The organism is Pantoea sp. E2023-21 (genome assembly GCF_051302795.1).
Taxonomy (GTDB): Bacteria; Pseudomonadota; Gammaproteobacteria; order Enterobacterales; family Enterobacteriaceae; genus Pantoea; species Pantoea ludwigii_A.
The window spans coordinates 2,689,665-2,707,788 of the sequence record NZ_CP195344.1; the positions used below are offsets into that span (position 1 = coordinate 2,689,665).

General features: G+C 46.8%; 18 protein-coding genes and 6 pseudogenes. 9 read left to right on the forward strand and 15 right to left on the reverse strand.

Features of this window, described 5'->3' with window-relative positions; genetic code table 11:
• The first annotated feature begins 57 nt into the window (after positions 1-57).
• The 5 genes from ACRQ84_RS12525 (at position 58) to ACRQ84_RS12545 (ending at position 3,396) form a co-directional block, all read left to right on the forward strand.
• Positions 58-630: a phage repressor protein CI gene (locus ACRQ84_RS12525; protein ID WP_483816257.1), complete on the forward strand. Its 573-nt coding sequence runs from the start codon at positions 58-60 to the stop codon at positions 628-630.
• Entirely contained in the window at positions 630-1,640 is a 1,011-nt protein-coding gene (locus ACRQ84_RS12530; RefSeq protein ID WP_483816258.1) for a phage integrase, read from the forward strand. Before ACRQ84_RS12525 ends, ACRQ84_RS12530 begins: the two co-directional genes overlap by 1 nt.
• A 1-nt stretch (position 1,641) precedes the next feature.
• Positions 1,642-2,580, forward strand: a complete 939-nt coding sequence (locus tag ACRQ84_RS12535; protein ID WP_483816259.1) for a pPIWI-associating nuclease domain-containing protein — start codon at positions 1,642-1,644, stop codon at positions 2,578-2,580.
• 37 nt (positions 2,581-2,617) lie between these two features.
• Entirely contained in the window at positions 2,618-2,911 is a 294-nt protein-coding gene (locus ACRQ84_RS12540) for a hypothetical protein (protein WP_483816260.1), read from the forward strand.
• Positions 2,912-3,066: 155 nt separating this feature from the next.
• Positions 3,067-3,396: a hypothetical protein gene (locus ACRQ84_RS12545; protein ID WP_483816261.1), complete on the forward strand. Its 330-nt coding sequence runs from the start codon at positions 3,067-3,069 to the stop codon at positions 3,394-3,396.
• A gap of 161 nt (positions 3,397-3,557) precedes the next feature.
• On the opposite strand, the gene ACRQ84_RS12550 is transcribed toward ACRQ84_RS12545, so the two are convergent.
• From ACRQ84_RS12550 to ACRQ84_RS12570, 5 genes and pseudogenes are all read right to left on the reverse strand, one after another.
• A complete protein-coding gene (locus tag ACRQ84_RS12550) occupies positions 3,558-3,776 on the reverse strand; it encodes an ogr/Delta-like zinc finger family protein (protein WP_483816262.1) in 219 nt (72 codons plus the stop codon).
• Positions 3,777-3,838: 62 nt separating this feature from the next.
• Positions 3,839-4,648 (reverse strand): annotated as a pseudogene (locus tag ACRQ84_RS12555) (contractile injection system protein, VgrG/Pvc8 family); the annotation flags it as partial.
• A pseudogene (locus tag ACRQ84_RS12560) lies at positions 4,640-4,801 on the reverse strand (hypothetical protein); the annotation flags it as partial. The pseudogenes ACRQ84_RS12560 and ACRQ84_RS12555, both read right to left, overlap by 9 nt.
• A pseudogene (locus tag ACRQ84_RS12565) lies at positions 4,794-4,994 on the reverse strand (GPW/gp25 family protein); the annotation flags it as partial. The pseudogenes ACRQ84_RS12560 and ACRQ84_RS12565, both read right to left, overlap by 8 nt.
• Entirely contained in the window at positions 4,994-5,572 is a 579-nt protein-coding gene (locus ACRQ84_RS12570; protein WP_483816263.1) for a phage baseplate assembly protein V, read from the reverse strand. The pseudogene ACRQ84_RS12565 and the gene ACRQ84_RS12570, both read right to left, overlap by 1 nt.
• Positions 5,573-5,652: 80 nt before the next feature.
• Here ACRQ84_RS12570 and ACRQ84_RS12575 point away from each other — a divergent pair, with 80 nt between their 5' ends.
• Positions 5,653-6,327, forward strand: coding sequence for a DUF6216 family protein (locus ACRQ84_RS12575; RefSeq protein WP_483816264.1), 675 nt, complete (start codon positions 5,653-5,655; stop codon positions 6,325-6,327).
• A gap of 41 nt (positions 6,328-6,368) precedes the next feature.
• On the opposite strand, the gene ACRQ84_RS12580 is transcribed toward ACRQ84_RS12575, so the two are convergent.
• Entirely contained in the window at positions 6,369-6,455 is an 87-nt protein-coding gene (locus tag ACRQ84_RS12580; RefSeq protein ID WP_483817923.1) for a hypothetical protein, read from the reverse strand.
• Positions 6,456-6,508: 53 nt separating this feature from the next.
• Between ACRQ84_RS12580 and ACRQ84_RS12585 the strand changes: the two are divergent.
• Positions 6,509-6,790, forward strand: a pseudogene (locus ACRQ84_RS12585) (phage portal protein); the annotation flags it as partial.
• Between the two features lie 30 nt (positions 6,791-6,820).
• Here the strand turns inward: ACRQ84_RS12585 and ACRQ84_RS12590 are convergent.
• From ACRQ84_RS12590 to ACRQ84_RS12610, 5 genes and pseudogenes are all read right to left on the reverse strand, one after another.
• The gene (locus ACRQ84_RS12590; protein ID WP_483816265.1) at positions 6,821-8,764 is read right to left on the reverse strand and encodes an AAA family ATPase; all 1,944 of its coding nucleotides are present in this window, start codon (positions 8,762-8,764) and stop codon (positions 6,821-6,823) included.
• Positions 8,765-9,012: 248 nt separating this feature from the next.
• A complete protein-coding gene (locus ACRQ84_RS12595; RefSeq protein ID WP_483816266.1) occupies positions 9,013-9,270 on the reverse strand; it encodes a hypothetical protein in 258 nt (85 codons plus the stop codon).
• Between the two features lie 113 nt (positions 9,271-9,383).
• On the reverse strand, positions 9,384-9,572 hold the full coding sequence (locus tag ACRQ84_RS12600; protein ID WP_483816267.1) for a hypothetical protein: 189 nt from the start codon (positions 9,570-9,572) through the stop codon (positions 9,384-9,386).
• Positions 9,573-9,744: 172 nt separating this feature from the next.
• A pseudogene (locus ACRQ84_RS12605) lies at positions 9,745-10,129 on the reverse strand (DUF5347 family protein).
• Complete coding sequence (locus ACRQ84_RS12610; RefSeq protein WP_483816268.1) at positions 10,113-10,283, reverse strand: phage filamentation protein Fil family protein; 171 nt, start codon at positions 10,281-10,283, stop codon at positions 10,113-10,115. The pseudogene ACRQ84_RS12605 and the gene ACRQ84_RS12610 overlap by 17 nt, the downstream one beginning before the upstream one ends.
• A 139-nt stretch (positions 10,284-10,422) precedes the next feature.
• On the opposite strand from ACRQ84_RS12610, the pseudogene ACRQ84_RS12615 reads away from it, so the two are divergent.
• Together ACRQ84_RS12615 and ACRQ84_RS12620 are read left to right on the forward strand one after the other, a co-directional pair.
• Positions 10,423-10,791: pseudogene (locus ACRQ84_RS12615) on the forward strand (tyrosine-type recombinase/integrase); the annotation flags it as partial.
• Positions 10,791-11,369 carry a hypothetical protein gene (locus ACRQ84_RS12620; RefSeq protein ID WP_483816269.1) on the forward strand — a complete coding sequence of 193 codons (579 nt, stop codon included), beginning with the start codon at positions 10,791-10,793 and terminating at the stop codon, positions 11,367-11,369. The pseudogene ACRQ84_RS12615 and the gene ACRQ84_RS12620, both read left to right, overlap by 1 nt.
• Positions 11,370-11,656: 287 nt before the next feature.
• Here ACRQ84_RS12620 and ACRQ84_RS12625 read toward each other — a convergent pair whose 3' ends face one another.
• From ACRQ84_RS12625 to ACRQ84_RS12640, 4 genes are all read right to left on the reverse strand, one after another.
• The gene (locus ACRQ84_RS12625; protein WP_064738452.1) at positions 11,657-12,361 is read right to left on the reverse strand and encodes an MgtC/SapB family protein; all 705 of its coding nucleotides are present in this window, start codon (positions 12,359-12,361) and stop codon (positions 11,657-11,659) included.
• Positions 12,362-12,698: 337 nt separating this feature from the next.
• Positions 12,699-14,549 carry a TolC family protein gene (locus tag ACRQ84_RS12630; RefSeq protein WP_483816270.1) on the reverse strand — a complete coding sequence of 617 codons (1,851 nt, stop codon included), beginning with the start codon at positions 14,547-14,549 and terminating at the stop codon, positions 12,699-12,701.
• A gap of 5 nt (positions 14,550-14,554) precedes the next feature.
• Positions 14,555-15,796 (reverse strand): HlyD family type I secretion periplasmic adaptor subunit, encoded by a 1,242-nt coding sequence (locus tag ACRQ84_RS12635; RefSeq protein ID WP_064738450.1) that lies wholly within the window; start codon positions 15,794-15,796, stop codon positions 14,555-14,557.
• A complete protein-coding gene (locus tag ACRQ84_RS12640; RefSeq protein WP_483816271.1) occupies positions 15,793-18,105 on the reverse strand; it encodes a type I secretion system permease/ATPase in 2,313 nt (770 codons plus the stop codon). The genes ACRQ84_RS12635 and ACRQ84_RS12640 overlap by 4 nt, the downstream gene beginning before the upstream one ends.
• Positions 18,106-18,124: the final 19 nt, after the last annotated feature.

Here is an 18,124-nt window from a genome sequence, read left to right on the forward strand (position 1 = left end):
TTCACAGTGATACTAATGCTAATTTTAGTATCGCGCAACATAGGAATGCTAATTTTAATGTTAGATGCTAATTTTAATAACGAGGCGTTACTAAATCGAATTTGCGAGGTTTATGGTTTTACTCAAAAAATTCAGTTAGCCAATCACTTCAAAATCGCTGCCAGTTCGCTACAAAATCGCTATACACGCGGTAATGTCTCTTATGACTTTGCTGTCCACTGCGCACTTGAAACAGGTGTCGATCTCATGTGGCTAATGACTGGTGAAGGCTCTAAGTTCCTGACACACAGCGAACCTAATGCCGCGATTGAACTGGACTTATTCACTTTAAGTGAAGGCTCCCTGACAAAAATTAGCACTCTGAATATTGACCAAGAGTTATTTGGAAAGCCGCTCAAGAGAGCAATCTGCGTTAGAAGTGAAGGGAAAAGTTTTATCGTCGAACAAGAGGCATCATTAGCTGACGGCCAATGGATCGTAGATGTTGAAGGCTCAGTGAGCTTAAGAGAACTAACCGTTCTGCCCGGCAAAAAGCTACATGTTGCAGGCGGCAAAATCACATTCGAGTGTGCCATTGATGAAATTAAATCGCTGGGGCGTGTGATTGGCGTTTATAGCGAGGTGAACTGATGGCGATCCGCAAACTTCCAGAAGGGGGCTGGCTCAGCGAGCTTTACCCTAACGGCGCAAAGGGAAAACGTATGCGTCGTAAGTTTGCAACGAAGGGGGAAGCTTTAGCCTACGAACAACACACCGTACAGCAGCCATGGGAAGATAAAATATCAGATCGCCGCACCTTAAAAGATTTAATTAAATCTTGGTACGACGCGCATGGCACAACGCTAAGAGATGGGGAAAAGCGAAAGCTTGCTATGGAGCACGCTTTTGAATGCATGGGCGAACCATTAGCCATAGATTTTGATGCGCAGATGTTTTCTCGCTATAGAGAGCGGAGACTGAAAGGTGATTATGCCCGCTCTAATCGCGTAAAGAAGGTTTCCCCCCGCACGCTTAATCTTGAATTAGCTTATTTTCGGGCCGTGTTTAATGAGTTAGGCAGGTTGGGTGAATGGAGTGGTGAGAACCCCCTCAAGCACATTCGACCTTTCCGAACTGAAGAAACAGAAATGGCCTGGCTTAACCATTCTCAGATCTCCCACTTATTATCAGAATGCAGAAACAGCGATCAACCAGATTTAGAAACAGTCGTTAAAATTTGTCTTGCTACTGGCGCTCGCTGGTCAGAAGCAGAAGAGCTTAAGAAGAGCCAAGTCTCAAAATTTAAAATCACGTACATTAAAACTAAAGGCCGGAAGAACAGAACAGTTCCAATAACAAAGGCCATTTACGAAAGCATTCCTGAGGAACGAACTGGCAGATTATTTTCTGAATGTTATGGTGCTTTCCGATCAGCATTAGACAGGACGGGCATTGAACTACCAGCCGGTCAGTTAACGCATGTTTTGCGTCACACATTTGCTAGTCATTTTATGATGAACGGAGGAAATTTGCTTGTATTACAACGTGTCCTCGGGCATACCGACATTAAAATGACTATGCGATATGCCCACTTTGCTCCAGAGCACTTAGAAGACGCCGCCCGTTTGAATCCACTATCCGGAATAGCAGAAGGCATTTAGAATGAAATTAAAAAAATTATACTCTTTAGATTTTGTAAAAAGATTTGAAATTCTATTAGAAAATGATTTTGAAAGAGAGCTATATCGCGCAAGTTTAAGAAATTATGCTTCTCATGGAAATCCGTTACGTTTCCATAACTTCGCATTTTCGCTTAGAAGCCTTATCGATCATATTATCCTCCGAAAATCACCAGATAATGAAGTTAAGAAAGCCCCTTGGTACACAAAAGATCATGAACATTATGACGTATCAAGGCGACAGCGCCTTAAATATTGTTCTCAGATGAAAATTTCTGATGAATATCTTGGGAAAGACTTTTTGGAGCAATCCAACGAAGAAATTAGTTACATGTTAAAACTTTATTCATCATTAAATAGTTATACTCATATTAATCAAAAGTCTTTAAAACCTAATCCAATAAGATTTTTTGAAGATGCTAAAGACATTCTGAAAACCGCATCTAATATACTTAATGGATTAGAAGAATGTAAGAGCGAACTTATTAATACTATGGAAGAAAAAATCCGAGATGCCGTTTTTGATATGGCAGCGAATAGTGCTCCTGAAGAACTTATTACTATTGCAAACCATGCGAGTATTGAATACGTAGATATTGAAGAATTTGGGATTAATAAAATTGATGACGAGTACATATATATCTATGCTAAAGGAAACGCTTCAGTAACGCAGGAGTACGGACCAAAAAACGACTCAGCTACCATAGATGAAGAATACCCATTCACTCTGAACATGATCTCACACTTGAGCCATCCTGAAACATTTGAAGTGACATCAGAGGCTCTAGAAGTTGATACGACTTCATGGTACGGGTGTGGGGATGAAGAGGATGAAACTTCTGTCATGAGTCAAGAATTAAGCCCTTCCAAAGTGCCAAATCTGACACCTGCGATTTACCAAGATGATGATATGCCGTTCTAATGATAAAGTGGCGATGAAATGGCGATGGAAATGGCTAATGATGGCAAATAAAGGTAAACATTGGCAATCTATGTCATTGTTTAACAAAGCAAGTTATTGTTTTTACGTTGCTATCCAACTTTCTCATAATCGCTTGGTCGCTGGTTCAAACCCAGCAGGGGCCACCAAATTTAGTGATGAAAATCATGCAGTTAAGCCACCTCTCCGGGTGGCTTTTTTGTTTGAACAATCTGCTATTGGCGACAAAATGGCAGCAGGTTTTTTTCACGCTCTCCTTTTGCAATTGCCTATCATGCACGACGCCCCTCCGCCCATTGCATATGCCCCTTAGGGCTACCATTTGAGCCAGATGATTTCACTCCACAACAATACGATGTCGTTGATCACTACCTAATCAAAGAACGAACTGAACATTTATTAGTTCTAAAACTGGCTTTGAAGTTTTGCTATCTATCAGTTAGCAAGGCGTGGGAATTGATTTAATTCATGAGAAAAATTGAAGTTATGATCTGCCTCAATGATCAATTTCCCCATGGTGAATATAACAGTCGAGCAGCAATTATCGCTGTAATCGGAGAAGGTAAAAAAATGCCAGCTTATGCAAATAAAGGCGGTGATTCTGGGGTAGTGTCGTATGAAACTACTGCCGAATCTATTACTGTACAGTTCAAAGATGGATGGAAATACGTTTACGATTCCAATAAGCCCGGCGCTGCAACTGTAGCTAAGATGAAGGAACTTGCCCAAGCTGGGCATGGACTAAATAGCTATATAAGTAGCGTTGTTAAGAAGAACTTCTCAGATAAGCATCGGTAGTAAAGTAATTGAGAGGGGGAGTTTCCCCTCTCGCAATTCAATATCATTACTTATTCTAAGGTACAGGCATCTAAACATCTGGATGTAGCCCCCCAGTAAATTCGAAAATTATCCAAGCATAAAAGTAAAACCTACTCGAATGATCCAAAATACTACAGTAGTCATAACCACAATGGTTGCTGCTGATTTCTTCCCGGAAGCGGTGGCACAGGTTTAACGCTACCCGGTTTCATAATGATTTCAGAAACCGTTTCATGAAATTTAAACGTGCAGCTGCAATTAATGTTCTGGCACTGGTTATATCGTTCTTTGGTTGTTGCTGATAATTGAAAGCTGCTGCGGGTATGTGCGGCATTCCCGCACAAAGGGCAATTCATCATTATGTCGTCTCCAAATCCCAATTGAGAGAAATATCACTCAATTTAACCCTTTTGAGATAGCACTATTCCATTTCAAGTGAACCTATTTTCACTTCCAGCTCAATGCTGGTCGTGTAGCCGTTCTCCGCGCTTAAACCGTGCGTCAGCGTCGTGATAATCCATTCCGCTGTATCAATCTGCTGCTTGTACCCGCTCACCTTCACCGGCATTTCCGTGTAGAGATCGGCCCGGCCACGCGCCAGCTGAATAGAGAACGTTGCCCCCGCCCGCACTGCAGCCGTTCCCACTGCATTTTTTGCGGCGCGCCCGGCGTTTGCCCGGTTCACATAGGTGCGGCTCAGTACCAGGACGTTTTCATCCGTGCCGATCAGATAGTCGCCCTGCTTTGCCCCGGCTCCTTCTTCTGTGCGGCTGGTTTGCGCCGCCTGCGCTTTACCGCGGCTTCCGGTTTCTTCTTCGGTTCGCGGGTGTGCAGCCAGCTCGCGATCACGCCAGTGTAGGCGTCACGGTCAGCCAGCGTAAAGCGATGGCCGTAGCTATCTTTGCGCACGAGGGTGATGGTGGGCAGCACTTTACCGCTCGCCGTTTTGCCCTGCCCCTACCGGATAAACAGCAGGTTGCCGTCCTTGATGCACGGCCATCGCACCGCACTGTTTCGCCAGGCGCATAAAAAAGATGGCGTCTGACTAGTTGGTCTGGTCGATATGATCGAGCGCCATTTTCGCCACGTCGTCGCCCATCGCCGTTTTGAGGTTGTGTCGCCCGGCAATCTCTATCACCACCTCGCCGACGCTGGTCTGGTTCCACGACTTTTCGCGCTTGGTGTTCAGCGTATGTCAGAAGTCCGCGCTGCGCACGCGCAGGGCGAGCTTCGCCGCGCCCTTGCCGAACACCATGGTCATCGAGGTAAGACGCTTGTCGGCGGGCAGGTTGTTAACCTTCTCCGGCACCCGCTGAATGGTGCCCATCGCGTCCGTGGTCATCTGCTTATCAATCTGTTTAGGATCGAGCTTCAGCTGCGCCATACGCCGCCGCCATCACTTGAAGGCGCACCACGTTGTTCTGCGGCTGGTCAATCAGCACCGACAGCAGCGAACCGTATTCCCGTCGCGCGATGCGGCTGCCTTCCGGCATTAGCAGGATGTCGCGCACACTCTGGCGGATGTGCTCGGTGTCGGTGATGGCTGCGCCGGTGTCGCGGTTCATGCCGAGATACATCAATGCGGACCTCCTGACATATCGCCGCCGGATTTCACACCGTCATGGGCGTGAGCATCTGCCACTACGCCGTTAGAACTCCTCTTGCCGCCGCCCTGCGTCACATCGCCGTTCATCACGGTCAGGCTGTCAATCAGCGTCCGGCTGGCATCAACGCTCAGCTGGTCGGTGATCAGCTGAATGCCGTCTGCGGCCTCAACATGCACGCTTTTGATATTTTTAATCAGCAGCGGGCCGGTGTCCGGCTCGTACTGGAACCAGCCGCCATCGTTGAACACGGTGGTGCTGCCGTTCTCTGAATTATCAGGCGGCGGGAAGGCGCTGGAATAAATGGCCGGCAGCGCAAATGCGGTTTCAAGATTGCCGCGGAGGCTCAGCAGCAGCACCTGCTCGCCGATCGAAGGCTGCCACCACGTGCGGGTATTCCCGGCGCGTAACGGGAGCCAGTTAATCCAGTTGGTTTCAAGTTCGCCCGTTTTCACCCGGCATAGCCAGTTAACCGGATCCACGGCGGATACGGTGCCGGTGCGGATCAGGTTAGTAATAAGACGCATGATTTCGGTGAGTTGTGCATTCATAGATGTAGCTTGATCTATTTAAAACATTTTTATAAACAAATATGATTGTTTGAGCATTCACAAAAGACATGGAGTTCATTTTGAATAGTATTGGTTTTCTTAGCGTATTAAACACAAGTTTCTTCACCGCACTTATTCCATACTTATTGAGTGCAATAGCATTATTGTATAAATGGTTGCACAAGAAACCAGACAATGATGGTGGTTATTTTTCTAAGGCGGGTGTTAAGCCTTACGAGTTGAAACTAAGCTTTACAAGGTTCGATTTTTGGAAAACTAATGCATTGGATAAAAAACATAAAACTGTTTATTACATCATTATTTTAATCTTATTCCTTACAATAGGAGGATGTGCATACTTAGGCTCTGATACCATAAAAAAACAACCAGATAATAACGCTGCATTAGTCCTGATCAAAACAAAAGAAAAATTCCTCTTAAGTTATGATGAAGCAGTGAATTTTCCCGGTGAAAAAAACTGGAAATTAACAACTGATGATTGTTACTCTGATTTATACGACAACCTTGCAGCAGAAAGAAAAATATCGTCTTATCTAGTCCATTCCATTTGCAGTAGAATTGGATTGCGTAATGAAAAGGATGGAATCGAAAAAAGGATAAAGGCCACACAAACAGACAAACAAATATCATTATTTATTTGTTTTTCATTTATATTATTTATGCTCTATGTTCTTGTTGGATTACTAACTGACATGAACATTCACAATAAAGTAGCGCGTTACAAAATGAATTGATTTTAATTTGTTGCTCAAATGAGCATGACAACAATTAGCCCTCAAGCAAGCCAGCGCAGCAGCGTTTCCTGTATCATGTTCTCGACTTCGCTGCTAATCCCTAGCAGCGGTCGCTCCACATGCTTCACTAAAGTGCCGCGCCGGTTTACCCGATCCCGTAGGCCGTAATGATGCGCGGATAAAAGACGGTATTCAGATCATCCCGCTGTCGGAGGTGGCGGCCAAGGATGAGTTTCTGAACGTCAAGAACGTGAGCCGCGACGATATGATGGCGCGCACAGGATGCTGCCGCAGATTATGGGGATTATGCCGAACAATGTAGGGGGGGGGGGTGAGGATGTTAGAAAAGCTAGCAAAGTTTTTGTAAGAAATGAGCTCACTCCTTTAAAAAATGGAAAAATTGAATTATTGGATTGGGGATGAGGTAGTAAGATTCACATCTTACTACCTCAATCATGCCTGAATATATACCCCTCCAACCAAGAGTTAGTTACTATGATTTGACAATTAACTCTCGGATCTCGTTAATCCATTCAGGCGTACTATTATTTACACTCATCATCTCAACATATCTTTGAGCGAACAGGAATTTATTATTACCTTCATCAAAAAATTTAGTTATAATATCTTTCTGACTAGGTTTTAAATCAAATGCCGAAAATGATTCCAAACCTTCGGATGGTTCTTCAATCTCATTAATAAATTCTAAGTCTTTATTCTCTTCTGAAAATGCAGTTAATACTTGATGATATACCTTAGCATTCAAAACATCCTCTATTTCGGTAGCCGGAGATACAGGGTTAGAATCTATTTTGACTAAAATAGCTTTATTTTTATCAGGATCGTGAACAAAACGTTTGCAATGGAAGTTTTTATGCGTGCCAACTTCATAACGCACCAACTCTCTGTCTGTATCAGCTAGTAAAAAAATAGAACCAGTAATCTCACCTTCAACATCTTTATAACACGCGGATAGATAATTATAAATTTTCTTAATTTCAGACGCTCCACCCACGGGCACTATGCGTAACCTATTACTTTTAATTAAATCGTCAAAGTAAGCTGAGAGATAAATCCTTTCTGATGACCCTTCACAAATCAACCAATTATAAGGTTCATCCCCGGTTGCACTTGATAATAGCGATTGAGTGAAATCATTCATGCTTTTGATTCTAATATCAAATGGCAATTTACCTTTACTGTCTCTGACCAACTGTTTTACTTCCTCTCTGTAAGAAGAAACATTTATCAAATCAAATAAATGCTCATTATCTTTTTTAGTTATTATTGTTACAGCACCTTTGTCTAAAGTAGGCAGAAAACCATACCAGTGAGAAGAAAAAAGTAACTGCCTACAGCCATTACTAAGTTCTGACAAAGCCTGGAACTGTTCAAAGCATGCAGACATATGTAATGACGACTCAGGTTCATCTATAGCTATTATAAGGTTGTCACTGCTACTTCTATGCTTGGTTAAAAGAGCATGGGCAACATCTATCATCGCCTTCTGTTTTTCACCTGAACTGAGATTGCTAATATCTAAATATTGTTCATCACCATGAGCCTTATGTAACTTTCTTACATTAAAAAAAGCCTGGATAATGAGATTATAGACTTCTTTTTTTTGTATTTTCTTTTGTCTATCTCTAGACGTCCGATATGTATAATTAACCAGCTTGCTTGAAATATCTTCTAAGAAACCATTTAACTCTTGATTTATTTCTACGATTTTGGTGTCACCCACAATTCTATCAAGAATCTCATGCAGAGATTCCCCCATTAGAACTTGAGTGCCTAAACTTTCAAGTTTAGTAAAAATCTCCGCATCAATTTCCTTAGGAATATAAAGATACTCAAGCTCACTGATTATGTATTCAAGTAGTTCACTAAAGGATTGAGAATATTCCCCCTCCCCATCAGTAAGATCAACTCCCATCCCATGTGAATCCTTCTCCATAAGGGCGGAGAAAGATTTACCTGCTAGAACTGATAATGAAATCATATTATTAAAAAGGCGCCCAACAGGAACAATAAGTCGAGCATGCATATCATGGCGCTCTAAAATCCTGTCACGATGATTAATGAAACTTCCTAATATCGCTCTGGTTGATGAGTTAGTTGCATCATCTAAACTTACCTCTCTTGCTAGTGCATCTAACGTTCTTGCAAAAGGCAAAGTTTCAGAATTAAAAAAGTCCTCCTCTAATACAAAAACGGGAACTATATATGGACTTGTCTTTTCCATTCCGCTCTTTTTAACTACAGAGTTATAATTCCATTCTTTTCCATTGAATATCATATCAATGGACTCTAATATCGAACTTTTACCAATTCCGTTGTTACCTAAAAAACCGCTTAAGTTTGGAGAATCTGTTAACGGAATATAATTAATTCCTTGATAGGTCTTCACATTGCGAATAAATATCCCAGCGATCATAAAACATCCTGTTTTGAGTGGTGTGAGAGAGAGGCGAGATCTTTAAGATAACGTGCTATTGACAATGTCGTCTATATTAAATTTCTATGCATGAGCGCGCGCTCGTACCCCCGCCACGCCTGCCCGCTTTATGATGCGGTTTTCATGCACCTGCATGACATAAACGAAAGCCCGCCAGAACTGGCGGGCCGAGTGTAAAGCGATCCTTTTCGGATCATGCAAATTCATGCGGCATAGTCATGCACTCTTCACTCCAGTTTGAAGTCGTCCACAGAAGCGAGTTTGTGGATGCCAATTCCTTCTGCTTCATTCAGAAAATCCATGCCCTGCCGTAAAGAAATGGGATATGGAATCTCAAACATGAAAACGAAGTCGTAGGTTTTACCGAGCCAGTAACCCCCGCCGCATTCTTTCGGCCGTTGGAAAAATACCCATTCGCCGGGTTTGTAGTAAGTGAGAATCTTACCCCGGTAAACGATTTGGAATTTTTCGGGACTTTTAGCCATAACCTAACGCCTCGTAACTCTAATTATGTTCGGACTCACCTTCAGTAATCATTTCCAGCCTGATTTGTAGTTTCTATCCGATCGCATCTCGCAACGCATAACACCTGAGAAAACTAGTCAGAAGCGTGCATCATGCGTGAATATTCGTGGCTTCTGACTTTTCGCATCAGCTCATCGGTCAGTTCTGAAACCCATTGGATGGCAAGCTGCTTCTCGTCATCCGCACATTCAGTAGCTTCAACAATTTTCATAAATAAATCAATACGATGGAGCTTAATTGACGCCAAAAAATAATCCTGCACATTCCCTCCGCACAATGAACAGCTGTTTATACATACAGTATATTATGAGTTTCGGAATTTGAAATTTTTTTTCCTTACGTTCAGAATCTTCCGCGTAAATCAGATGGTTATCTTTTGTTCCTGTAGTCTGCCGTTTCGTTAAAACAGCCGCATTCGCGCGCCTGTAGCGTGGTCAGTTCGTCAGCGTCTTCTTTGCTGGCGTGCTCACGCATGATCTGCTGCACACGCTCGCGATGTTCCTCTTAGGAAATAAAATCACGACTGCGCGAAGGTGATTCATTGCACCTATCAGCGCGATAATTTCGTCACTCGTCACTTCACTAGATTCAACGTTGTGACGTTCTTTATTGATGTTTGCCAGAAAGAATATGGCGTTCATCGCCGGTTATTTTTTCGTACTGGGCATCACGGGTATTTCGCATGTAATTGATGAACCGCTTTAGCTCATTACCGCAATCCTCGGACACCATCGTACGAAGTGCGGCGATATGATAAAGCACGCTCACTCGTTGCCCGGCTCTCATTTGAACAGTGATGCTTTCACCTTTGTAAGCCATGTCGCTTTTTTATGTTACCGGTTAAACCTGCCAGCAGTTCGGCTTGAAAGTTTGCCGGATGCCAGCGCCTGCCATTTTCAACTCCGATCCAGCCGTGCCCGAATGCGTGTGAAGGTTTTTGCCGCTTTAGAAGCGGTGCCACTGAAAACGCCATAACTACACAACCCCTATTGATGTGCTGATACCGCTTAACACATCTGCAGTGCCAGCCATTACAGGGTTTGAATGCACACGAGTTTGAACGGCTATCACAGCTAAGGTCAGGCAGCGAATGCCGGCGTTAACGTTCTGCACAAATCCGCGCCGGTCAGATCATCTACGTGAAAACTAAAGGCAAGAAAAACCGCGCGGTGCCGATAACTGAAAAATTACAGGCTGATCTGCCATCCAGCAGGAAAGCGCAAGTGCTCTTTAAATCATGCTATTCAGCTTTTAGGAAGGCCATACAACGCGCTGGCATTGAAACACCGGCAGGCCAGCTTACGCACGTATTACGGCACACCTTCGCATCTCATTTCATGATGAACGGCGGCAATATCCTTGTGCTTCAGCGGATATTGGGGCATACAGATATTAAGGTAACAATGAGATATGCGCATTTTGCGCCAGATCACCTGTCTGAAGCTATTTTACTTAACCCTCTCAGCAAAATGGAATCGTGATGGAGAAGGAAATTCAGTGTGATGATTTAGAACTCGAAGAACTCCTATGCTTTAGGGTTTTCAGTAATACATTTCATGTAATTGGCTTGGATAGATATTACAAAGCGATAACAGAATGGGCTGAAAGAAAAGTTTTAACAGGCGAAGAGTCTGACACCCTCCTTATTCTGGCATCTCTAAATTTAGATGCGATACCTGATCGCCATGAAGTAGAGCAATATCTACACCTTTACCAGCAAGAGATGAACATACAAAATCCACATCCTCATTACAGCGCATTAGTATGGCTACGGATGCAAATAGGATATTTGATGGCTTCTAAATCCTGTGAAGATGTTGAGGGCAAGCTTGCATTATTTACTCATTATTTCTTAGATTTTCCGCCAAGAGCTTTCGCCAGATCAGCGAATATTCTATCCAATTTCTATTGGGAACTGTTTGACGAAGCAATACCTATCTTTTATTCAAAAGCTTCTGAAATGAGTGAAAACGAACTCATTTTGCACGTTAAAGAGCGTCTCACCCCCCTCTACAGGAAGTTGCACAACTCTGACTGGATGGGAATTCTAGCTAGATAAATTTTTGTGTAGAAATGGCAGCAAAGTGGCAGCAGAGCGCAACGCTATGTGCCACTTCTCGTCACTACTCTGCCTAAATAAAACAAAAAAATCAGTAAGTTACTGTTTTTTTTTCTCGCTTTGAATTAGGACTCACAATCGCTTGGTCGCTGGTTCAAACCCAGCAGGGGCCACCAAATTTAGTGATTAAAATCATACTATTAAGCCACCTCTTTCAAGGTGGCTTTTTGTTGGTATTGCAAAGTAGCGATTAAATGGCGATACGTTTGCCAACGCAATTATTGATATCAATCATGTTCTAAATCACTCACCTGCCATCTTACCGAACTTACACCTTTTTCCAGACTAATGCGGCTCACCAGGCTTTCAAGCTGATCGGTTAACGTTGGATGACCAATCACTTCGGCATTCACCTCCATACGATGCGGTGGATCCATATCTTCACTGTGCAACGATTGCAGCCGCAGGCCGCTGCCGCCCAGCGTGTGCAGCATCAGACTACGAACCTGAACCTCATCTTGCGCCAAACAGATAATTTGAACTTTATAGTGTTGTATCGCTTCGGCTGCAGAGACGATGTTTTGTCGATTAATCCCTAAAGCCAGTTCACGCAGCAGAATATTCGCGCACAGGATCATCATGCAACCGATCGTCGCTTCCAGCAGCAATCCCATGCTGCACAGCACGCCAATGGCGGCGGTACACCACAAGGTGGCGGCAGTATTCAATCCGCGAATATTTAAACCATCGCGCATGATTACGCCGCCGCCGAGAAAACCGATACCGGAAACCACATAGGCTGCAACGCGCGATGCGTCGGTTGCGATGCCAGGCACGCTTTGAGTCATCAGAACGAAGAGACAAGCGCCGGTGCTAACCAGCGCATTGGTGCGCAATCCGGTCATACGTTGACGTAACTGGCGCTCACAACCGATCAGCGCGCCCAATACCAGCGCGACGGTGACGCGCAATAAAAAGATTTTCCAATCCATGTCAGACCCCACTCCGCCACTCTTTGTTTGCGGAATATCCGGTTAAATAATGGATCACAGACAGTGCTAATACAGCCAGGAATCAGCTGCATCATGCTAATGAAAAGGGGTGATTCTGGAAGGAAATCCACCGTCTTAACAGGCAGTTAAGACAGCTTTAAGGCTATCTTACCGCGAGGTCCTGCTGTAATCGTTCGGGACAAATGTCCAATGTCGCTCTCCTCTTGGGTAAAAATTCGCCGCGATTCTAAAGTGACTTATGCCGCGCCGCCAACTCAAAAATTCAGTTCGTTTACGTTGGGTTAAAAAAACCCGCCGAAGCGGGTTTGTCTGTGCATTATTTTCCCGTCAGTAGCCAACGGCTTAGCGTTCCTGAGTTAGCATAACCGCTGATAATGGCGGCATAACTATCAAAACGGTTAGTAACTTCGCTAACCTGGTTGTTGTAAAGATCGCTTTCTGCACTCAGTACGTCCAGCAATGAACGGCGGCCTAAGTGATACCACTGATCAAAGAAGTCCTTACGTATACGATCGGATTCCACAATCAGGTTTTTGTACAACACGGCGCGTTCCGCTGTTGAGTGTGCATTCTGACTTGCTGCACGCACACGGTTTTCCAGATCGCGGCGCTGCTCCTGCACCTGCTGACGGCTCGCTTCAGCCCGTTTAATCGCAGCAATTTCTTGTGCGTTGGTTGAACCGCCACGGAATAAACCCCAGGAGACGTTCAGCCCGGTTTGCCATGCAGGCTGGCGTCCGTATTGATCTTCCCGCGTGTTTTTACTGACGGTCCAGTTCAGTTTTGGTAAGCCCGAGGCTTTAATCGCTTCCGCTTCTTTGAAAGCCGCTCGTTCTTCGGCGCTGGCGCGCAAGATCAGCGGATGCACATCCAGACTCGCGAGCTGGCGATTTAAATCACCAAAGGAAAGCGACCACTTATCGCTGGCCGGTAAAGTCACACGACTGTTGCCCATCAAACGATTCAGAGTGATTTCGACATCACGTGCGCGTGATTCGGCATTTTCCAGGTAGCTCTGTGCTTGCAACAAGCGCCCTTTTGCCTGCGTCAGTTCACTGCGACGTCCGGTATCTGACTGAACAATACCGCTGAGCATTTTGGTCAGCTCCGCCATACGCGCCAGATACTGCTTGCTAATTGCAATAACGTGCTGCTGTTTATTCCACTCAATCAATGCATTACTGACCTGCATCGCCAAATCTTCACGCTGTGCCTGCACTGATTGCAGTGCAGACGTAACGCGCTCTTCGCGACTTTCAATAGTACGGCTGGTTTGGCCAAAATCGATAAGATTGGTTGCTACCGAAACGCCTAACGAAGGCTTATTACCCTGATATTCATAGTTTTTAGCCCCACTGCCAAACTCCTTGGTCGCGGAAGCTGCACTGACGTCCACCTGCGGCCAGCGTTGCCCTTTAGCTTCATCAACGCTGGCTTCAGCCGCATCACCTTGGGCGATATAAGACTTTAACGACGGACTTATACGCCAGGTGATGCGTGCTGCTGAGAGAAACTTTTGACGTACTTCGCTCTCAGCCACCGTTTCATTGGCTGTTCCGCTCAAGGTTACAGGCGAAAGCCTCACTGCCGCATCGGCTACTGGCTGGCTAACATATTTGAAATCCGACGTTGAGCTTTCTGCTGGCGCATAAGTCGCCGTTGGCGCAGATTGCTGTGGGCTTACCTTAAGCGCCGGTTGCATCGGATTAAACGGCTGGGGTTGTGGACGACGCTGCTCTTCAGTCAGGAAGCCTCCGCCCTGCGTCTCAGCGGGCTGAGTCGGCCTGGATTTGATCTGAACGGGCTGCTCGACATTGACCCGTTGCGGCGAAACGTCTACCACCGCAGGCGGAGAAACGGGTGGCGTTGCTGGCTGAACCGGCGCAGCACTGTAGGCCACCGGTGCAGGCACTTGCCTTTCAACAAAGATTGGCCGCGCTGCAGGCGCTGCCGGAGCAGCAACCGGCAAAGGTTGAGTTCGCACTGGCTTTATCGATGCCGCCGCCGGAGCGGCCGGGCGCTGGCCGCTCATCTCCGCAAACATCATCAGCTCACTGGTGGAATCAGCCATGACATTGATCGCAGGCGCCATGACAACCGCGACACAAACGGCAAGCAAAGAGAGATGACGCGCCTTTGCGTGCCGCATCTTGTTATTATTTTTCATGATTATTAACGCTCGCGGAATGCTTCTTTGGCTTTCAGGACCGGCTTCAACAGGTAATCGAGAATGGTCTTCTCACCCGTGCGCACTTCAACGGTAGCGATCATGCCGGGTATGATCGGCAGATCTTTATTACCCGCATGCAGCGTGCTTTTATCGGTCAGGATCAATACGCGATAGTAGGTATCGTCTGGACGTCCACTCGCGGCTTTTTGATCGTCTTTTAGGGTGTCTGGACTGATGTACTCAACATGTCCATCAAGCCCACCATAAATGGCAAAGTCATAAGCGGTGATTTTCACTTTGGCCGGCAGACCAGGACGCAGGAAGGCGACATCCGATGGCCGAATTTTACCTTCCACCAGCAGTTGTTCTTCCAGCGGTACAATTTCGAGAATGTGTTCACCGGGTTGAATAACGCCGCCAATGGTATTTACACGCACGTTTTTAACCGTACCGCGCACGGGTGCAGTGACCGTGGTGCGATCAACGATATCGGCACGACCAATCAGGTTTTCGCTCACCTGACTCAGCTCTAATTCCAGGCGACCTAACTCGGTATGAGCGTCAGATTGATAGCGGTTACGTCGTTCAACAATCTGAGCCTGAATATCGTTCGCCTGACGCTGCATACGCAGTAGCTCGACTTCCGACAGCAAACCTTTTGCCGCCAGCGGTTCCGCCAAATGAATCTCGCGCATTGACAGCGCATAGCTACGTTGTAATGAGGTAATGCTGTCATTTAACGCGCGCTTACGTGATTCATACGCTTTGGTTTCCTGGGCAACAACAGCGGGATCGCTTTTCACCTGCTCATCAAAGGAAAGAGGCTGTGAATAGGCTTCTGCACGCAGACGTGCAATGCTACCTTTCAAGCCCACCACTTTGCTCAAGACTTCGCGATAGCTGGACTGCGCACGAGTAGGATCGATCTTTAGCAATACTTCACCGCGATCGACAACCGTGCCTTCCCGCACATTCATCTCCGCCAGAATGCCGCCTTCCAGGCTCTGAATAACCTGCTCGCGGCTGCGTGAAATGACTTTGCCATCGCCTTTCGTTATCTCTTCAACACGCGCGTAATTAGCCCAGGTCAATCCGCCCACGAGGACAGCAATGATGATCCACATCACCAGCTTCGAACCGGGCGTGGTTTGCGACAGCAAAGAAGCCTGCACGTCGTTCATAAACTCCGCATCAGCGGCAGAAAGGTTCTTTGCACTTTTACGCCATGGCATCAACTTACTCATACTGCAGCCTCCTCTGCTGGGGCTTCTGCTGGCGCTGACGCCGCCGAAGCATCGTTTGCGGGTTCTGGCGGACGAACTGCCTGTTCAACCGCCTGACGCGGCTGCGGACGCGCTTTATTTTTGCCTTCCAGCGCGGCCAGAACCTGCTCTTTCGGGCCATCCGCAACCACTTTCCCTTCCTCAACCACGATGATGCGGTCAACCAGCGCCAGAATGGACGGACGATGCGTCACTACAATCAGCGTGTGTCCTTCACTGGCACGACGTAAGTGGGCGAGGAATTGGTTTTCAGTCATGCTATCCATCGCGCTGGTCGGCTCATCCATCAGCAATACTTTGGGACGCGTTAACAGTGTTCTGGCCAGTGAAACCAGCTGACGCTGACCGCCGGACAAGCCTTCACCGCCCTCACCTACGGTTAAATTGATGCCACTTGGATGGCGTGCAGCGACTTGATCTAAACCGGTCAGATTCAGCACGCGCAGCAGCTCACTGGCCGTCGCATCTGGGCGCCCAATCATCACGTTTTCACGCAGCGTGCCGTAAAACAGGCGCGCATCCTGGCCGACAAAACCAACGGCTTTGCGCCAGTCCGCTGGATCAATCTGGTTAACATCCAGACCATCGGCCGAAAGCTGCCCTTTCACCGGTTGATAAAGACGTGCCATCACACGTAATAAGGTGGATTTACCGCTACCGATGCGGCCAAGAATCGCAACGCGTTCTCCGGCTTTGATGCTCAACGAAATATCTTTGAGAATCTCCGGGTTCGGTTTCATCGGCGGTGCCGGATAGGAGAAGTTGACGTTGGTCAGCGTGATCTCACCACTCAGCGGTGGATCGGTGAGATAGGTTTTGCTGCTGTCACGATCGACAGGCATCTCCATCAGCTTATTGAGCGAGGTTAATGCCGCTTTTGCCTGCTGATAACGTACAGCCAGACCAATCACCTGCCCGAGTGGGCCGGTGGCGCGGCTGGCGAGCATCACGGTGGCGATCATCGCACCCATGGTGAACGTGCCTTCATTGATCAGATAAACACCGGCAACCACCAACATCACTGTCTGGAACTGCTGCAGGAACGTCACTACGCCAGTTGCCAGCGTGGAGTAACGCTTCGATTTCATTGAGTTAGCTGATTGCAATGCACTGAAGTTTTCCCAGCGGCGCTGCATGTGTGCTTCGCCGCCTACCGCCTTCAGCGTTTCCATACCTTCAACCGACTCAATCAGCACACCTTGCTTGAGTGAGGCATCACGCAGGTTCTCTTTCATGATGCGCGCCAGCGGCCACTGGATCGCGGCACTGACGATGATGATCAACGGGATCATCATCAGCGGAATGATCGCTAGCGGACCGCTGATAAAGAAGATCACGCCGACAAACATCAGGATGAAGGGCAAATCAGAGATCGCCGCCAGCGTGGCGGAGGCCACGAAATCACGCACCGATTCATACTCACGAATCTGGTTGGCAAACGTACCCGAGGAAGCCGGTTTGTGCTCCATCTGAATAGAGAGCGCCTGGCGGAATAGCATGCTGCCGAGCACTAAATCAGCCTTTTTACCGGCCATGTCCAGCAGATGCGCACGCACGAAACGGGTGACGGCTTCGAAGACCATGGCAATGGTGACACCAATCGCCAATGACCACAGTGTTACGAATGCCTGGTTCGGCACTACGCGGTCATAGACGTTCATGGTGAAGAAGATGCTGGAAAGGCCCAGTACGTTGATCAATACCGCCGCAATCGCAGCGCTGCGGTAATAACGGCGATAGCGCCACAGCGTGGTAAACAGCCAATGACCGTTAACTTCCGGCAGCATTTCACTGGCGCGCTCATCAACCACAGCAGCGGGTTTCGCCATCACGGCAAAGCCTGCATAGATTTCATTAAGTTCTGCCAGGCTCATCTCTACTGCAGAGGCGCTCACTTCTGGCATCACCAGTTGAAAACGTAATTCGCGCTGATTTTCCTCATTAGTGTGAATGCGGCGCGAGAGCACAATGCAGCCGCCGCCCTCTTTGCGTAACAGAATCATCGGCATCAACTGTTCCGGCAGATCCTGCAGACGACGCTCTACCATACCGCCGGTAATGCCCGCATTTCCCAGCGCTGTCATGGCCTGTGATGGGGAAAGCAACGTGGCCTTAGGCAAACCTGCCACCAGCGCTTCTTCACTTTTATCGCGTTTATAGTGTTTGCAGATCCAAGCCACGCTTTTTAACAGCGTGTCATCCACCGTGGTTTCAATACGAGCAACAGAACGCGCATCCTGCTCCACAGCATCCTGCTTCTGGTCGACCATTTCCCAACTCCTGTAAACC

Bases quoted from the DNA above. Each gene is read 5' to 3' on its own strand.
- ACRQ84_RS12620 (WP_483816269.1), top strand. From the start codon at position 10,791: ATGGAGAAGGAAATTCAGTGTGATGATTTAGAACTCGAAGAACTCCTA.
- ACRQ84_RS12595 (WP_483816266.1), bottom strand. From the start codon at position 9,270: ATGGCTAAAAGTCCCGAAAAATTCCAAATCGTTTACCGGGGTAAGATT.
- ACRQ84_RS12535 (WP_483816259.1), top strand. From the start codon at position 1,642: ATGAAATTAAAAAAATTATACTCTTTAGATTTTGTAAAAAGATTTGAA.
- ACRQ84_RS12640 (WP_483816271.1), bottom strand. From the start codon at position 18,105: ATGGTCGACCAGAAGCAGGATGCTGTGGAGCAGGATGCGCGTTCTGTT.
- ACRQ84_RS12550 (WP_483816262.1), bottom strand. From the start codon at position 3,776: ATGATGAATTGCCCTTTGTGCGGGAATGCCGCACATACCCGCAGCAGC.
- ACRQ84_RS12635 (WP_064738450.1), bottom strand. From the start codon at position 15,796: ATGAGTAAGTTGATGCCATGGCGTAAAAGTGCAAAGAACCTTTCTGCC.
- ACRQ84_RS12545 (WP_483816261.1), top strand. From the start codon at position 3,067: ATGAGAAAAATTGAAGTTATGATCTGCCTCAATGATCAATTTCCCCAT.
- ACRQ84_RS12625 (WP_064738452.1), bottom strand. From the start codon at position 12,361: ATGGATTGGAAAATCTTTTTATTGCGCGTCACCGTCGCGCTGGTATTG.
- ACRQ84_RS12530 (WP_483816258.1), top strand. From the start codon at position 630: ATGGCGATCCGCAAACTTCCAGAAGGGGGCTGGCTCAGCGAGCTTTAC.
- ACRQ84_RS12570 (WP_483816263.1), bottom strand. From the start codon at position 5,572: ATGAATGCACAACTCACCGAAATCATGCGTCTTATTACTAACCTGATC.
- ACRQ84_RS12540 (WP_483816260.1), top strand. From the start codon at position 2,618: ATGATGGCAAATAAAGGTAAACATTGGCAATCTATGTCATTGTTTAAC.
- ACRQ84_RS12630 (WP_483816270.1), bottom strand. From the start codon at position 14,549: ATGAAAAATAATAACAAGATGCGGCACGCAAAGGCGCGTCATCTCTCT.
- ACRQ84_RS12590 (WP_483816265.1), bottom strand. From the start codon at position 8,764: ATGATCGCTGGGATATTTATTCGCAATGTGAAGACCTATCAAGGAATT.
- ACRQ84_RS12525 (WP_483816257.1), top strand. From the start codon at position 58: ATGTTAGATGCTAATTTTAATAACGAGGCGTTACTAAATCGAATTTGC.
- ACRQ84_RS12610 (WP_483816268.1), bottom strand. From the start codon at position 10,283: ATGGCGTTTTCAGTGGCACCGCTTCTAAAGCGGCAAAAACCTTCACAC.